This is a genomic window from Mesorhizobium sp. B2-8-3 (genome assembly GCF_006440815.1).
GTDB lineage: Bacteria > Pseudomonadota > Alphaproteobacteria > Rhizobiales > Rhizobiaceae > Mesorhizobium.
Genome location: NZ_VFTW01000010.1, coordinates 76,731 through 90,397, shown reverse-complemented (window position 1 = coordinate 90,397; position 13,667 = coordinate 76,731). Strand labels below are relative to the sequence as shown.

Below are 13,667 nucleotides of genomic sequence, written 5' to 3'. Positions count from 1 at the left end.
CGTTGCCCGGCGGCGGGAAGCCCGGGCGTTGAACCAGCATTTTCTTGAAAAGCGCGAGGGGCGCGCGCGAAAACTCCCGGCGGCTCCAGCGGCGCTCAGGCCGCCCGGAACACCGGGCCCGTAATTCGTATCGCGATCGCGAAAAGGCGCGAAAAGCTCGTCATGGCGTGGCTTTTAGCGGATGGCGCGGCAGGAATAAAGCGCGGATTTCAAGGCATGAAGCCGCTTTCACGGCCTACATGGTGAAATTGAAGCGGTAAGTGGTCGAGACACCGAAGGTCCACTGATTGCGGTCGCCGCGTTCCTTGACCAGGCTGGAATCGGCCGCCGGCCCCATCAGGCGCGAATATTCGGTGAAGACGCTCGCCGTCATCGGCTCGGTCACTTTCCAGGTGATCGCGCCACCGAGCCCCGTCGACTTCAGCCCGCCGCCGGGATGGTACTCGCTCAGGCCCGAAGCGACCGCTTCCTTGGCGTTGACGCCGTAATAGGCGTCGAAATAGTCGGACGATGCGAACGAAACGCGCGGACCACCGGAAATGCGCACGGTCGGCGTGATGTCATAGAAGGCGTCCGCGGCGATGTCCGCGACGAAGCCGTTATGGGAGCGGATGCCGTGCCTGAGCTCGGCGCGCGCCCTTAGCCAATCCAGCGGATAGAATTCGAAGAAGCCGCCCACCTCACCGCCCCAGCGCACGGGATCAAGGCCCTTGAGCTCGTCCTTGCTCTCGCGCGAGAATATGAACTTGCCGGTCAAGCCGGCGCGGACGGAACCGTCATCGATCAGCGCCAGCGAGATGTTGTCGTTGCGCGAGGTAAAGCGCGCCTCCGGACCGACCTTGCCGAGCGAGACGATCGGTTGGGCGCTGAGCATGTATTTCTTGCCGCCCTCGAAATTCGGCGCGACCAGCGCGGTGGCGCCGAGCGTCAGGTACCAGTCGCCGGATATCCAGCTGCCCTCGCCCGCCCGGGCGACAGGCGCGCTGAGCAGGCCCATGGCGACGGCCAGCGGAATCGTCCCGACAATACGCATCGTCACCCCTTACGCGAAACGCGCCGGCAGCACCATCTGCCAGCGCTCAAGCCATGCCGTGCGTTCGGTAAAATTTGACTTAAATCCGTAACATGGTCGGCAGCATCCGGATGAGGACGGCCACCAGATCAGGTGTCGCGCGGCGCGACCGGCTGGTCCAGCAACCTAGCCACGGCCTTGGTGCCTTTTCCGCCAATGCGCGCGGAGCCGTCGTCACCCACTTCCACCGTAGCACCGTTGGCGAAGCTGAGCGACCAACCGTCATCCGTAGCGTTACGCCGGCGGTCGGTGAGCTCGATGCCGCCAGCGGTGACCAGCGCGACAATTCTGTCAGCGTCCATCCTCGTTCTCCGGATACGGGCCATCAATTCAGGTCGAGCCCGCCGGTAAGGTCACCGAGCGGTGGCTCGCCATGCGCGGCAACGGCCCGGTCGCGAACCACGATGCCGTGCAGCACAGGCAGTTCGAAACGCTCCGTGATGAGGCGAAGGATCGAGGTGGTGTCATAGGGCGCGTGATCGACATAGCCGTGCTTGGCGAAGGGCGAAACGATGATTGCGGGGATGCGCGTGCCGGGCCCCCAGCGATCGCCCTTGGGCGGCGCGGCATGATCCCAGATGCCGCCATTCTCGTCATAGGTGACGACGACCAGCATGTGCGGCCATTGCGGGCTCTTCTCCAGATGCGCGATGACATCGGCGATATGGCGGTCGCCCGCCTGGATGTCGGCATAGCCGGAATGCTCGTTGAGATTGCCCTGCGGCTTATAGAAGGAAACCTGCGGCAGGGCGCCATCGTCGATCGCCTGGGTGAAGCTCACGCCTCCCAGCCCCGCGTCGCGCAAATGTTCGCGCCTGGCCTCGGTGCCAGGCGCGAAGTTGGCGTAATAGTTGAACGGCTGGTGGTGATACTGGAAATTCGGGATCGGCGTGTGGTTGCCGTGGTCGAGGGTGTACTGCCAGGCGCCTGAATACCATGCCCAGCTTATGTGCTTGAGGCTGAGCATGTCGCCGATGGTCGGCTCGGTCTGCGGTGGGAGGGTCGTCGGCTTGGCCGGATCCGCTAGGCGCGGATCGCCGCCAGGCGCCGGATCGTTGCCGCTCGGCTGGAAAGGCGGTTGCATCGTGTTTACCGCGTAGAAATCCGGCGTCAGGTTGCCGTCGGAGACGAATTTCGGGATGCCGTCGCGCGCCGATTTCGGTGAATTGTCGGCGACCTTCAGCGCCATGCCACTGTCGTCCGTCACCGAGATCGACGGCTTGGCAGGGTTCTTGTCGGCATCGGCGTAGTAGGGCGCGCAGGCGCAGATCAGCCATTGGTGGTTGAAGAATGAGCCGCCGAACCCGCCCATGAAGAAGTGGTCGGCCAGCACGTATTTCTGCGCGACCGCCCACATGTCGGTCTTGGAGGCGTCCCAGTTGCTCATCGGCATGGCGCCCGAATCGGCCCAGGCGACGAACATGTCGTTCTTGCCGCCGTCGATTTGCATCTGGTTCTGGTAGTAGCGATGCCAGAGATCGTGCGTCACGACCGTAAGCGGGACGTTGAAACCCTTCGCGTCGTTCACGGTGAACGGCGCGTTCGCAAGGTGTTCGGTCATCGCCTGTGTCACCGGCGGCGTGACGCCCTTGGCGGTCAGCCCGTCCCACACCGGCGGCAGTTCGGACAGCACGGAGCCGTCACGGTCACGCTGCTGCAGGCTTTCCTGGCTCGCCTTGTCGATGCCGTCAGCGCCAGGAAAATGGCCATAGAGATTGTCGAAAGCGCGGTTCTCCGCGAAGATGACGACCACCGTCTCTATCTTGGCAATGCCGGCCGGCGGATCGCCAGGCTGGGCTGCGGAAGCGGACGCCGAAGCGGCAGCGCACAGAGCGAGAGTTGAGGAAAACAGGGTAAGCCCAAAGGAGCGCTTCATCACCGTGCCTCACCAGTGGTGCAAAACGGGATGACACCAGCTTCGGCACATCTTTGCAATAGCGGCGACTCTGGACGGCAGTGCCATTGGGACTACCTTCCCTCACGACAGGATGCGCCGGCCACATCTGGAGGGAAGTCGACCAAAGCGATGCCATGAAGGACGCGATCGGCCGGCCGTGGCCGGTGGGGGTCGCTTTTCACCCAATGCCGCCGATAAGCGGCATCGCCCTTGACGATTTGTAATCGCCGGTGTCGCTGCGCTAAGCGGAGCGCCGGTTGCGGCGCAGCGTCTCTATCAGATCGCAGGCTGCTTCCAGTCCGCCGGTAAGCGGGTTCGACGCGCCGTAGGCAAGAGCCGCCTCGCGCCATTGGTCCCGGACCGCCGGGTTGCCGGCTTTCAGGATTGCCTGCCGCCAGATTTCGGGGTCGTCGCGACTGGCCACAACCAGTCCCGCCCCGCTGGCTCCGACATATTTTGCATATCCGCAGGCGTCCGATGCGATGACCGGCAGGCCGTTTGCGAGCGCCTCGAGAATAACCGTGCCCGTATTTTCCAGGCGAGCCGGGTGCAGCATGAAGTCGCTCGCGACCACGACCGCCGGGATGTCCTCCTGGATGCCCAGCAGAGTGACCCTTTTCGATATGCCGGATTTGGCAATCAGGCCGAGAAGCCGCGTTTCCTCCTCGCTGTTTTTTCGAAGGCCGGCGACCAGCCAATGGATCTCCGGGAACGGCTGAAGCGCTTTTATCGCCCGGTCGAGACCCTTCACCTTCAATCTGTTGGCGATGGTCAGGGCGATGACCGTTTCGCGCGGAAGCCCAAAACGATCGCGGATTTCATTGCGGTCGACAGCCAGCAGCTCCGGTCTGCGGCGTTTCGGATCGAGCGTCGGTCCGACGACGTGAATGCGCGATTCCTCCGTCCGCCAGAAGTTGCGGTAAAGCGTTGCCTGGTGTTCGCTGAGTGCAATGATCTGCACGGCGTTGCCAGGGGCAAAGATCATCGATTCGAGCTTCTGCTGGCGCATGAAGCGGGGCGAAAACGGCCGCCACCACCCGAGCTTCGACACAAAATAGGGCGGGTCGCCGGCATAGTAGATATCCAGGCCCGCCATCTTGTTGAAACCGACCACGCAGTCGAAGTCCCGCCTGGCCGTCAGCACGGTCCTACCCAGCGCATATTCGGTGCCAGGGTTCGAGAGAACCCGTGCCGGCTGGATTTTTATCGCAGCCGAACTCTCGACATGACCGACCTGGCGGGTCGTCAGGATCGTCACGCTATGGCCGCGCCGGACCAGTCGGTCGCTGATGTTGAGACAATCCCTTTGCAGCCCTCCATTCATGAAGAGGGCAGAGATTGCGCAGCAGATTTTCATCTCATTTTCCGGAGCGCCGCCTTATCCCCCAAGTCGGATCGACGGAGAGAGACTCCGGGTGCGCCCCAGACTTCCCCAATCAAACAAACACGGCCGGGCGCCTAAATGTTGGCCGTGTTGAAACCACGAATATGCTGTATATAGCCGGTTATCAAGAGACTTGGATGCTGTCGCGTTCTAGCTTTCTCCCGCCAAGACCAACCGGAGCGCGCTCATGAAAGTTCCACAGGGCGATCGCGCCTGCGAAGCCGGGTTCGACTGAAAGCCGCCACAGCCGTGCCAAGGGCCCTGCGCGAATATGACTGGCGGCAATGGCTGAGGCTGCAGCCGCTGCTGCACACCGTTAAAACTGCCCGTTACCGGAAAATCGACCGGAGGTTTCTGGGCCAGCCGGCCAAGGATGGCGACATCCAGGGCATCCGCGCGGCCGCCCGGGGTCGCCATGTCCTGCTGACCGTTGCCTTCGGCGATGCTCAATGCCTGGATCTGCAGTTGCGGCTGACGAGCGGACTTGTTCGCCACGATCTCCACATCGTGGCCGACAACAGCGTCGGCGAAGCTTCCGCGCGCAAGAACAGGCAGGTATGCGCGGCTCACGGCGCCGCCTATGTCAGGCTGCCGGCCAATCCATGGACCGTAAGGAACCCGAGCCGGTCCCACGGCGCGGCGCTCAATTGGATGTGGCACAACATCCTGAAGCCTGGCGCGCCGGCCGCGTTCGGATTCCTCGACCAGGACCTTTTCCCGACGAAGCCATGCGACCCCTTCGAACCTCTTGAAGACGCGGCGTTTTACGGCGATCTGCGCTGGGCAGGCGCGCGATGGTATTTGTGGGCCGGCTATTGCTTCTTTCGGTTCGACGCCGTCGGCCGCGAGCCTCTCGATTTCGGGCTCGACTGGTTCGCCGGCCTCGACACCGGCGGAGCCAATTGGGAAGTGCTCTATCGGAATGCGGATCCCAACACGGTGCCGCAACGGCCGATAACCGCATTCGCCGCCTTGCCGGGAATTGAGCTCAGACAGGCCTATTGCGAATGGCGGGGAAGCTGGCTTCATGAAGTCGGCCTCGACGGCGACCTTTCTTTGAAGGCGAAAAAGCGCGAGGCGGTCCTGCGACTGCTCGCTCCCGCGCTTGAGATCGCACTCGGATCGGCCGGACAAAGAGATTGACAGTCGACAGACCGACGAAACTTTGGAATTGGAATTTTGAAACCAGGCCGCCGACATTCGACAATTCAACGGCCATTCGGTCACGACCGATTATCGCAAGGAAAGTTCCATTGCCGACAGTGAGTGTGATCATTCCGGTGCGAGACGGCGCGCAATATGTCGGCGAGGCCCTGCAAAGCATCCTGGACCAGGATCTGGCGGATATCGAAGTCATCGTCGTCGACGATGGATCTCGCGACGACAGCGCCGCGATCGCGACGTCGATCGGCGACCGCGACAGCCGCGTCAGGCTTGTCGCCAACCGCGGCAAGGGGATCGTCGATGCGCTGAACATGGGGCTTTCGCTCGCGCAGGCCCCTCTTGTGGCGCGCATGGATTGTGACGATGTCTCGCTGCCCGGCAGGTTGCGCCTGCAAGCGGCGTGTTTCGACGCGGATGCCGACCTGCAGCTGCTCGGTACGGCGGGGTTGCAGATCGACCGGGACGGAAATCCGTTGAGGCCGCTTGACGTCCCCGCCGGCGGCGACCCGTTGCGCGAAGCGCTTGCCAGATACAATCCCATGCTTCATCCGACAGTGATGTTTCGGACCGAGGCCGTCCGGCGCGCGGGAGGCTACCGCCGCGCATTCACCCATGCGGAAGACTACGATCTATGGCTGCGGCTTTCCGAAACGGGAAAACTGGCCAACATGGATGCGCGGCTCGTGAAGCTGAGATCGCATCCGGGACAGGTATCGCGCATGAAGGAAGATCAGCAAAAGGCTGCCGCGGCATTGGCCAGGCAGTCGGCGCTGCTGCGTCGCCATCGCGCCGAGCCGTTCGACGCGAACGGCCAAGCCGCGCAGGCCATCGCAAGCTTTCTGGCGTCGCGCGCCGCCACGGGGGTCGGCATCTCCAGCCAGGAAAGACGCGACATCGAGTTGCTGCTGCGAACCGCGGACATACCCCTCACCCTCACTCTAAAGCTGCTGTTCCTCGCGGCTGTCGGCGCGCCCTCCTTCAGGACGCTCGCGCTGGGACCTCGACTGGCCTGGCGCAGGATGATCGCGCGTCCCGCAAGAATGCGGCTCAACTGATGCGGCCCGAATGATGCGTCTCGTCGTCGATCTCTCGAGCATGGTGCGTTGGCTCGGCCCTCCGGTCGGCCTGGTCCGCGTGCAACGCCACTACGCGGCCGCGGCGGCCGCATTCAAGGCTTCCGATGTGGCGTTCACCGTGTTCGACCCGATCGAGCGGGTCCTTAGACAGGTTTCGCCTGGTATGGCAGCGGAAATCATCGCGGGCGACATTTCATGCGACATGAGCTTTTACCCGGACCCGGCCCGCATCAAGATAAGGTTCTACGATCGCTGGCCGAAATGGGCGCGGCGGTTGCTGATGACGATCATAAGACCGCGCCGGATGCTGATAACGGAAATTGGCGCGTTCGGCCGGCGCCATCCCGGCAGCCCTTTTCTTCGTTTCCTCGAGCGGATCGAAAACCGGCTGATGAAGGAAACCGAGCAGCGGCAGGTCGCTCGCGAGGACCGTTCACGCGCTCGTATCGTCCCGCTCAGGACTGTGGCCGGCGACAAATACGATCTTTCGCCCGGCGACCATCTGCTGTTGATGAACAACGACTGGGCGCATACCGATATCGAGGTCATTTCGCGCGAGGCGCGCTTGGCCGGCGCAAAGCTGATCGTGCTCTTGAACGACATCATTCCAATCCAGTTTCCCGAATGGTACAAGCCGCACGACGTCAAGAGATTCACCGACTACGTGAACCTAGCGTTCGGGCTGGCAGACCGCTTCATCCTGACGTCGAGGTGCGTCACCACTGACGTCGAGGACTACGCCGCCAAGCTCGGCGTCCATCTGCCGGAGCTGAAACAAGTCCCTCTCGGCTGCGACAGCGCCCGCGAATCGAAGGCGGACGGCGGCCTGCCGGACGGGATCGAGACCGATCGCTATATCCTGTTCGTTTCCACCATCGAGCCACGCAAGAACCATTCGCTGCTCATGGATGTCTGGAGGCGCATCGTCCTGGACGGAACGGTTGCGCGCAGCGGCATGAAGCTGGTTTTCGTCGGCCGCAGCGGCTGGATGGTCGACGGGATCCTGGCGAAGCTTCACAGCCATCCCGACTACGGCAGGAGCCTTGTCCATCTCGACAACGTCGACGACGCAACGTTGTCCCGCCTTTACCGCAACAGTGCGTTCTGCGTGTATCCGTCGCTCTATGAAGGATATGGGCTGCCGCCCGTCGAGGCGCTGGCCTATGGGAAGGCGCTGATCGCCTCCACGGGCGGAGCCATCGCCGAAGTTGTCGGCTCGTCGGGACTCTGCCTTGATCCGCTCGACGTCGAAGGATGGGAAAACGCCATGCGGGAGTGGATCACCTCGCCCGCGGCCCGTGCTCCATACGAAGCGAAGGCCAGAGAATTCGTGGCGCGAGGCTGGGAGCAGGCCGGCCGGGAGACACTGGAGGCGACGCTTGCGCCGTTCCCGGACGAAGGCCGGCCGTCGCGACCATAGCCGCCTTTATGGTTGCCGGGATACGCGGCTTGCCTGTCCGGTATTCCGGAACCGGCTCAGGGTTTCGTCGACGATGTAGCGGCCGAGCTCACCTCGGCGCTTGAAGGAAAGCGCATGCTCTCGCGCCGACCGCCCGGTGGCTATCAAATCGTCGCGATTCTCGATCGTGGTGGAAGGTCATGGAACAGCCGGCCGCCCGCAGGCTGGGCCCGTGTTGCTGGACGGACAATGCCATTGGGTTTAGCTTCCTTTCGCCGCACGACCGGTGGTGAATTTCGAGGGAGATGAAGCCATGACTCTGCCAAGCGACGCTCTCAAGGACGCGATCGGCCAGACGCGGGACAAATGGGGATGGTTCGTGGCGCTCGGCGTGTTGCTGCTGATCTTCGGCGGCATCGCCTTCGGCAATCTGTTCATCGCCACCGTCGCCTCGGTCTATGTCGTCGGCTGGCTGATGCTGATGGCAGGTGTCATCGAGATCATCCACGCCTTCGGGGTCAAGACCTGGGGACGTTTCTTCTACTGGCTGCTGAGCGGCCTGCTCTATGCCGTCGCCGGCTTCTTCGCCTTCGACAACCCGTTGCTCGCCTCGGCGGTGCTGACGCTGCTGTTGGCCATCGCGCTTGTCGCGTCGGGGCTTCTGCGGTCCTGGGTGGCCTTCAATCACCGGCCGCAGCAAGGCTGGGGATGGCTGCTCGCGGCCGGCATCATCACCATTCTGCTCGGCCTGATGATCGCCATGGGCTGGCCAGTGAACAGCCTTTGGGTGCTTGGCATCTTCCTGGCGATCGACCTGGTCTTCCAGGGATGGAGCTTCATCGCCATCGGCCTGGCGCTGAAGCGGTAGACTTACGTCAGTCGGCGTTGAGAAGCGTGACGGCGGCAAGTGCCAGCGCAATGCCGAGATATTGGGCTTTCGAAACGTCCTCCTTGAAGACGACCGCGCCGACCAGAACGGCGCCGGCCACCACAATCGTATTGACCAGAGCGCCGGTAACGGCAAGATTCAGTCGCGTGTTGATGAAGGCAAACATGAAGTAGGATACCGGCGACAGCAGCATGACGATGGCCAGGCTGCGGCCGCTGCCGGTCTTGCCCCAATGCGCGCTAAGTCCGTCGCAGAGGATGAACAGCGCCGCGCAGGGCAGGACAACGGCCCACACCATCAGGTCTATCTTCATTAGCGCTTTCTGCGCAATCAAGCGCCCGCGGTCGGTGAAATGCTTCACCCATGCGAGTCAGCCTTTGATCGAGCGGCAGACTGAAGACGATCCGAGCAATTCCAGGAAAAGTGTGCAGCGGTTGGGCTCCGCGACTTCGCCGTGGCCTTCCGTCCGGAATTGCGTCAAAACAAGGAGATAGGGCGGTTCGCCGTTTCCGTGAAACGCACTAAATTAGAACGCGATCTCGGCGTCCAGTTGCGAGAGCGGGCGCACGCCCGCCAGCAGCGCTCGCGCCTCGGCCTCGTCCTTTTTCATCTGCGCCACCAGCGCATCGAGGCCGTCGAATTTGAGCTCCGCCCGCAGGAAGCCGAAGAACGACACCTGGCAGGTCTGGCCATAGAGATCCCCGGAAAAATCGAAGACGTAGGTTTCGAGCAGCGGCGCGCCATTGTCGTCGACGGTGGGACGCCGGCCGAAGCTGGCGACGCCATCATGGAGCGTGCCGTCGGCGCGACGGAAGCGGACGGCATAAATCCCTTCCTTCAAGGCCGCTTCCGGCGAAAGCCGCATATTGGCGGTCGGGAAGCCGAGGGTGCGGCCAAGCTGCTGGCCGCCGATCACCTCGGCTTCGACGGTGAAACGGTAGCCGAGCAGGCCGGCAGCCTCCTCCACCTTACCTTCGGCGAGCAGTCCCCGGATGCGACTCGATGAAACCACCTCCGCGCCCTCATCGCGGAAGGCATCGACCAGCGTCACGCCGAAGCCATGCCGTTCTCCGGCAGCCATCAGAAAGGCCGGGCCACCCTGGCGGTCCTTGCCGAAATGAAAGTCGAAACCGGTGATGGCGTGGCGGATGCCGAGGTTCTTCTCCAGCACGTCGGTCACGAAAGCCTCGGGTGACAGCGAGGCGAAATCGCGCGTGAACGGCTGCTCGACCAAGGCCGCAAAGCCAAGCCCGGCAAGCAGCCGCGCCTTCATCGGTGGCGGCGTCAGCACGAAGAGCGGCACCTGTGGCCGGAAGATCTTGCGCGGATGCGGCTCGAAAGTGAGCACCAAAGCGGGCACGCCGTTGCGGCGGGCTTCGGTCAGCGCGCGCTCCAGGACGGACTGGTGGCCGCGGTGGACACCGTCGAAATTACCGATCGCCACGACGCCGCCGCGCAGATGCGCGGGCAGCGGCGCGACCGCGGAAAGACGTTCGAAAGCTTGCTTCATATCGAGGCGTCCGTCATGGCCAGACCACCAACCTATTGCAGACGCGGAATGACGGCGACCGGCCGGTAGCCGTGCTTTTCGAGAAAGCCCGCCAGCCTTTCGGGGTCGGGGCGGAGCGGATCGCCATAGTCGCGAGCGTGGATGCCGCCCGAGACATAGAGCACGTCGAAACCGTTGTCGGCCGCGCCCTTGACATCCGTCATCATGCCGTCGCCGATGGCGAGAACCTCGCCGCGCTCGACGGCGCGGCCAAGAAGGCCAGCGACCTCCTTCATGGCGACATCGTAGATCGGCGCGAAGGGCTTGCCTGCGATCAGCGTGCGCCCGCCCAACTGCGCGTAATCCCGCGCGAGCGCGCCGGCGCACCAGATGGTGCGCTCGCCGCGCTCCACCAGGATATCCGGATTGGCGCAAATGAACGGCAGATTGCGGGCACGCAGCCGCTGCAGCAGTTCGGCATAGTCGGCAGGCTTCTCGACCTCGTCGTCATAGAGGCCCGTGCAGACAATACCCGAGGCCTCGAATTCCTCGACCAGATCGACATCGAGCCCGTCATAGAGCGTGAAATCGCGCTCGGGGCCGATATGAAAGATCTTCCTCGGGCCATCGGCGATCAGGTCGCGGGTCACGTCGCCGGACGTGACGACCCGGTCGCAGGCATCGCCAGGGACGCCGATCACCTTCATCTGGGCGACGACGTCGGCGCTGCGACGCGGCGAATTGGTGATGAGCACGACAGGCACATCGGCCGCGCGCGCCCTTGCAAGTGCGGCGGCAGCGGCCGGAAAATGCCATTCGCCGTTGTGCACGACGCCCCATACGTCGCACAGTATGGCGGCGTAGCGCCCCACCAGATCGTCGAGCGAAGCGATGATGTCAGGCGAATCCGCCATGCCGTGTCCCTGATTTCGATCATGAACCGCATCGCGCTGAAGGCCGCCGCGGTCCGCCCCGCATAGCCGAAGCGCCTCATCCTGTCACCAGCTTTCCCGACCTGTCCTTCCGTCAAGCGCAGACGGGGCAACAGGTATCCGCCATGGGCGGACCGCCGGTTGCACAGGGTTAACGCGCAGTCAAAGAGGCGCCGCGTTCTTGACAGTTTCGCGAAAGCTGAAATTTAACGATTTATGACCATAGTACCAAACCAACTGCGACCATGGTCGTACTCCAACATGGATCTTTGGCGGGGGTAAGCACAATGATCCGCGATTTTTTTCACGACAGGCGGGGAAACTACGCCTTGATAACGGCCATCACGATGATACCACTGATGGGCGGCGTCGCGGTTGCCATAGACTACACCGAATTGGTGCGGGAACGGCAGGAGACGCTCAATGCGCTGGATGCCGCCGGCATCGCGACGGCACAGCAGATCGTCGGCGGGGCCAGCGACACGGACGCCAAGGCATATGCTAAAACCTTCTTCGAGGCCAATCTCAGGCACGTTCTTCCGGCGAACACAACGCTGACGGTCACATTGCCGAACAACAATGCCGGCGGCGGCACGCTGGTGCTCGAAGCCGGCCTGAAGTACCAGCCCTACTTCCTGCCGGCCGCGGTCGCGCTGCTCGGCGGAACACCCGGCCAGACCACTATCAACTTATCGGCGCGGTCTGAAATCCGACTCAAGAACACGTTGGAAGTGTCGCTGGTGCTCGACAATTCGGGCTCGATGACCGAGTTCGGCCACGGCTCGAGCCAGGTGCGGTTCGACCTTTTGAAGAGCGCCGCCAAGCAGCTTGTCGACCAACTTGCCGGCCAGGCGCAACTGATGAAGCAGGTTTCCAAGCCGGTTCAGTTCAGCCTGGTTCCGTTCGCTGCCTCGGTCAATATCGGCTCGGCGAACGCGTCGGCGGCCTGGATGGACCAGGACGGCATCTCGCCCATCCAGCACGAAAATTTCGACTGGACGACGATGACCCAGGCGAATTCGCCCTGGCCACAGAGATATGTCGAGAAGGTCGGCAGCATCTGGTATGCGCGCGGCACCGATTGGGACGCCTCCCAGAAAGACAAGCCGCTGACGCGTTTCTCGCTTTACAAATGGATGCAGCGGATTTCGGCGTGCACCAAAGACTGGAACAACGTTTGCACGTCCAACATAACCTACGCCCCGATAGCGACTTGGGGCGGATGCGTCGAGTCCCGTCCCTATCCTTATAACATCCAGGATACGGCCGCCTCGACCTCGACGCCGGCGACACTGTTCGTGCCGATGTTCGCGCCTGACGAAACCGACAATACCGACAGCAACTCCCGGCCGGCAAACAACAACTGGCACCTCGACGTCACGCCGAGCACCGACAACCCGACGCGCCAGAAATACATGCCGAAATATTTCAACTACGGCACCAAGGTCACCCCGGCCTACGGCAGCAATGCCGGCCCCAACACCAGTTGCAGCACGACGGCGATCACGCCGCTGACCGATGTCTCGACCTCTGGCGGCGCCACGACGGTCAAAAATGCGATCGACGCCATGGTCGACGTCGGCGCCACCAATGTCCCGGAAGGCATGGCGTGGGGCTGGCGTACGCTGTCGAGCACCGCGCCCTTCACCGAGGGACGCGCCGAGACCGAAAAAGGCAATGACAAGGTGCTGATCGTGCTCACCGACGGCGCCAATACCTATTACACGCCGACGTCGGTGACCGCGCAAAGCTATTCAGGATCGAACTGGAACCAGGGCGGCAACGATCTCTCCGGCAACAAGGCGATCTATTCGTCCCTTGGATACCTTGCCTATGGCAACGGCTCGAGCAGCCAGACGAAGCCGTTCGGAAGCACCTACACCTATGGCCGGCCGTTCCTCGGCACCAGCACCAATGTCAGCAAGACCGATTATTCGAACGCCAACTACACCAAGGCGATGAGCGAGCATCTTGCCACGCTGTGCGACAACGCCAAGGCCGCTAACATCATCGTCATGACCATCGCGCTCGACCTCGACTCCAGCAACACGGCCGAGGCGGCGCAGATGACAGCCTTGAAGACCTGCTCGTCGGACTCGCGTTTCAGGAAGGATCCGACCGACTCGACCAAGCCGGCGAAGCTGTTCTGGAACTCGACCGGCGCCACGCTGTCGGACGACTTCAAGGCGATCGGCAACGAGCTGTCGAACCTGCGCATCGTCAGCTGATCTGCTCGGACAAACGATCGAGGACGCCCGCCGCGAGACGGGCGTTTTTCATCGTGGGCCATGCCGTAGAATTGGTTTGGTTAGCGGTTGGTGAAGCCGCCGTTAAGCAATCGAGCGGTTTGCCAAACCGGTCCTTC

The 13,667-nt window shown here is 62.8% G+C and carries 12 protein-coding genes; 5 read left to right on the top strand and 7 right to left on the bottom strand.

What is annotated here, in order from left to right; all coding sequences use genetic code 11:
* Positions 1–235 precede the first annotated feature (235 nt).
* The 4 genes from FJ418_RS16975 to FJ418_RS16960 all read right to left on the bottom strand — a co-directional run bounded on the left by FJ418_RS16975 (position 236) and on the right by FJ418_RS16960 (position 4,293).
* The gene (locus FJ418_RS16975; RefSeq protein ID WP_140867447.1) at positions 236–1,033 is read right to left on the bottom strand and encodes a MipA/OmpV family protein; all 798 of its coding nucleotides are present in this window, start codon (positions 1,031–1,033) and stop codon (positions 236–238) included.
* Positions 1,034–1,161: 128 nt separating this feature from the next.
* Positions 1,162–1,374 carry a hypothetical protein gene (locus FJ418_RS16970; protein ID WP_140704281.1) on the bottom strand — a complete coding sequence of 71 codons (213 nt, stop codon included), beginning with the start codon at positions 1,372–1,374 and terminating at the stop codon, positions 1,162–1,164.
* A 23-nt stretch (positions 1,375–1,397) separates the two neighbouring features.
* On the bottom strand, positions 1,398–2,948 hold the full coding sequence (locus tag FJ418_RS16965) for an acid phosphatase (RefSeq protein ID WP_140867445.1): 1,551 nt from the start codon (positions 2,946–2,948) through the stop codon (positions 1,398–1,400).
* A 262-nt stretch (positions 2,949–3,210) separates the two neighbouring features.
* Positions 3,211–4,293: a glycosyltransferase family 4 protein gene (locus tag FJ418_RS16960; RefSeq protein WP_246683083.1), complete on the bottom strand. Its 1,083-nt coding sequence runs from the start codon at positions 4,291–4,293 to the stop codon at positions 3,211–3,213.
* 309 nt (positions 4,294–4,602) lie between these two features.
* On the opposite strand from FJ418_RS16960, the gene FJ418_RS16955 reads away from it, so the two are divergent.
* The 4 genes from FJ418_RS16955 to FJ418_RS16940 all read left to right on the top strand — a co-directional run bounded on the left by FJ418_RS16955 (position 4,603) and on the right by FJ418_RS16940 (position 8,860).
* Complete coding sequence (locus FJ418_RS16955) at positions 4,603–5,496, top strand: hypothetical protein (RefSeq protein WP_140867440.1); 894 nt, start codon at positions 4,603–4,605, stop codon at positions 5,494–5,496.
* Positions 5,497–5,615: 119 nt separating this feature from the next.
* A complete protein-coding gene (locus FJ418_RS16950; protein WP_246683080.1) occupies positions 5,616–6,572 on the top strand; it encodes a glycosyltransferase in 957 nt (318 codons plus the stop codon).
* Positions 6,573–6,582: 10 nt separating this feature from the next.
* Positions 6,583–8,013, top strand: coding sequence for a glycosyltransferase family 1 protein (locus FJ418_RS16945; RefSeq protein ID WP_140867434.1), 1,431 nt, complete (start codon positions 6,583–6,585; stop codon positions 8,011–8,013).
* Between the two features lie 292 nt (positions 8,014–8,305).
* Complete coding sequence (locus FJ418_RS16940; RefSeq protein WP_140641117.1) at positions 8,306–8,860, top strand: HdeD family acid-resistance protein; 555 nt, start codon at positions 8,306–8,308, stop codon at positions 8,858–8,860.
* Positions 8,861–8,867: 7 nt separating this feature from the next.
* Here the strand turns inward: FJ418_RS16940 and FJ418_RS16935 are convergent, their stop codons facing one another.
* From FJ418_RS16935 to FJ418_RS16925, 3 genes are all read right to left on the bottom strand, one after another.
* On the bottom strand, positions 8,868–9,194 hold the full coding sequence (locus tag FJ418_RS16935) for a hypothetical protein (RefSeq protein ID WP_140641115.1): 327 nt from the start codon (positions 9,192–9,194) through the stop codon (positions 8,868–8,870).
* A gap of 213 nt (positions 9,195–9,407) precedes the next feature.
* Positions 9,408–10,391 (bottom strand): bifunctional riboflavin kinase/FAD synthetase, encoded by a 984-nt coding sequence (locus FJ418_RS16930; RefSeq protein WP_140867431.1) that lies wholly within the window; start codon positions 10,389–10,391, stop codon positions 9,408–9,410.
* Between the two features lie 32 nt (positions 10,392–10,423).
* Positions 10,424–11,284, bottom strand: coding sequence for a TIGR01459 family HAD-type hydrolase (locus FJ418_RS16925; protein WP_140867429.1), 861 nt, complete (start codon positions 11,282–11,284; stop codon positions 10,424–10,426).
* 305 nt (positions 11,285–11,589) lie between these two features.
* Between FJ418_RS16925 and FJ418_RS16920 the strand changes: the two genes are divergently transcribed.
* Entirely contained in the window at positions 11,590–13,530 is a 1,941-nt protein-coding gene (locus FJ418_RS16920) for a pilus assembly protein (protein ID WP_140867426.1), read from the top strand.
* The last annotated feature ends 137 nt before the right edge of the window (positions 13,531–13,667 follow it).

Bases quoted from the DNA above. Each gene is read 5' to 3' on its own strand.
- FJ418_RS16925 (WP_140867429.1), bottom strand. From the start codon at position 11,284: ATGGCGGATTCGCCTGACATCATCGCTTCGCTCGACGATCTGGTGGGG.
- FJ418_RS16945 (WP_140867434.1), top strand. From the start codon at position 6,583: ATGATGCGTCTCGTCGTCGATCTCTCGAGCATGGTGCGTTGGCTCGGC.
- FJ418_RS16965 (WP_140867445.1), bottom strand. From the start codon at position 2,948: ATGAAGCGCTCCTTTGGGCTTACCCTGTTTTCCTCAACTCTCGCTCTG.
- FJ418_RS16940 (WP_140641117.1), top strand. From the start codon at position 8,306: ATGACTCTGCCAAGCGACGCTCTCAAGGACGCGATCGGCCAGACGCGG.
- FJ418_RS16960 (WP_246683083.1), bottom strand. From the start codon at position 4,293: ATGAATGGAGGGCTGCAAAGGGATTGTCTCAACATCAGCGACCGACTG.
- FJ418_RS16935 (WP_140641115.1), bottom strand. From the start codon at position 9,194: ATGAAGATAGACCTGATGGTGTGGGCCGTTGTCCTGCCCTGCGCGGCG.
- FJ418_RS16975 (WP_140867447.1), bottom strand. From the start codon at position 1,033: ATGCGTATTGTCGGGACGATTCCGCTGGCCGTCGCCATGGGCCTGCTC.
- FJ418_RS16930 (WP_140867431.1), bottom strand. From the start codon at position 10,391: ATGAAGCAAGCTTTCGAACGTCTTTCCGCGGTCGCGCCGCTGCCCGCG.
- FJ418_RS16920 (WP_140867426.1), top strand. From the start codon at position 11,590: ATGATCCGCGATTTTTTTCACGACAGGCGGGGAAACTACGCCTTGATA.
- FJ418_RS16970 (WP_140704281.1), bottom strand. From the start codon at position 1,374: ATGGACGCTGACAGAATTGTCGCGCTGGTCACCGCTGGCGGCATCGAG.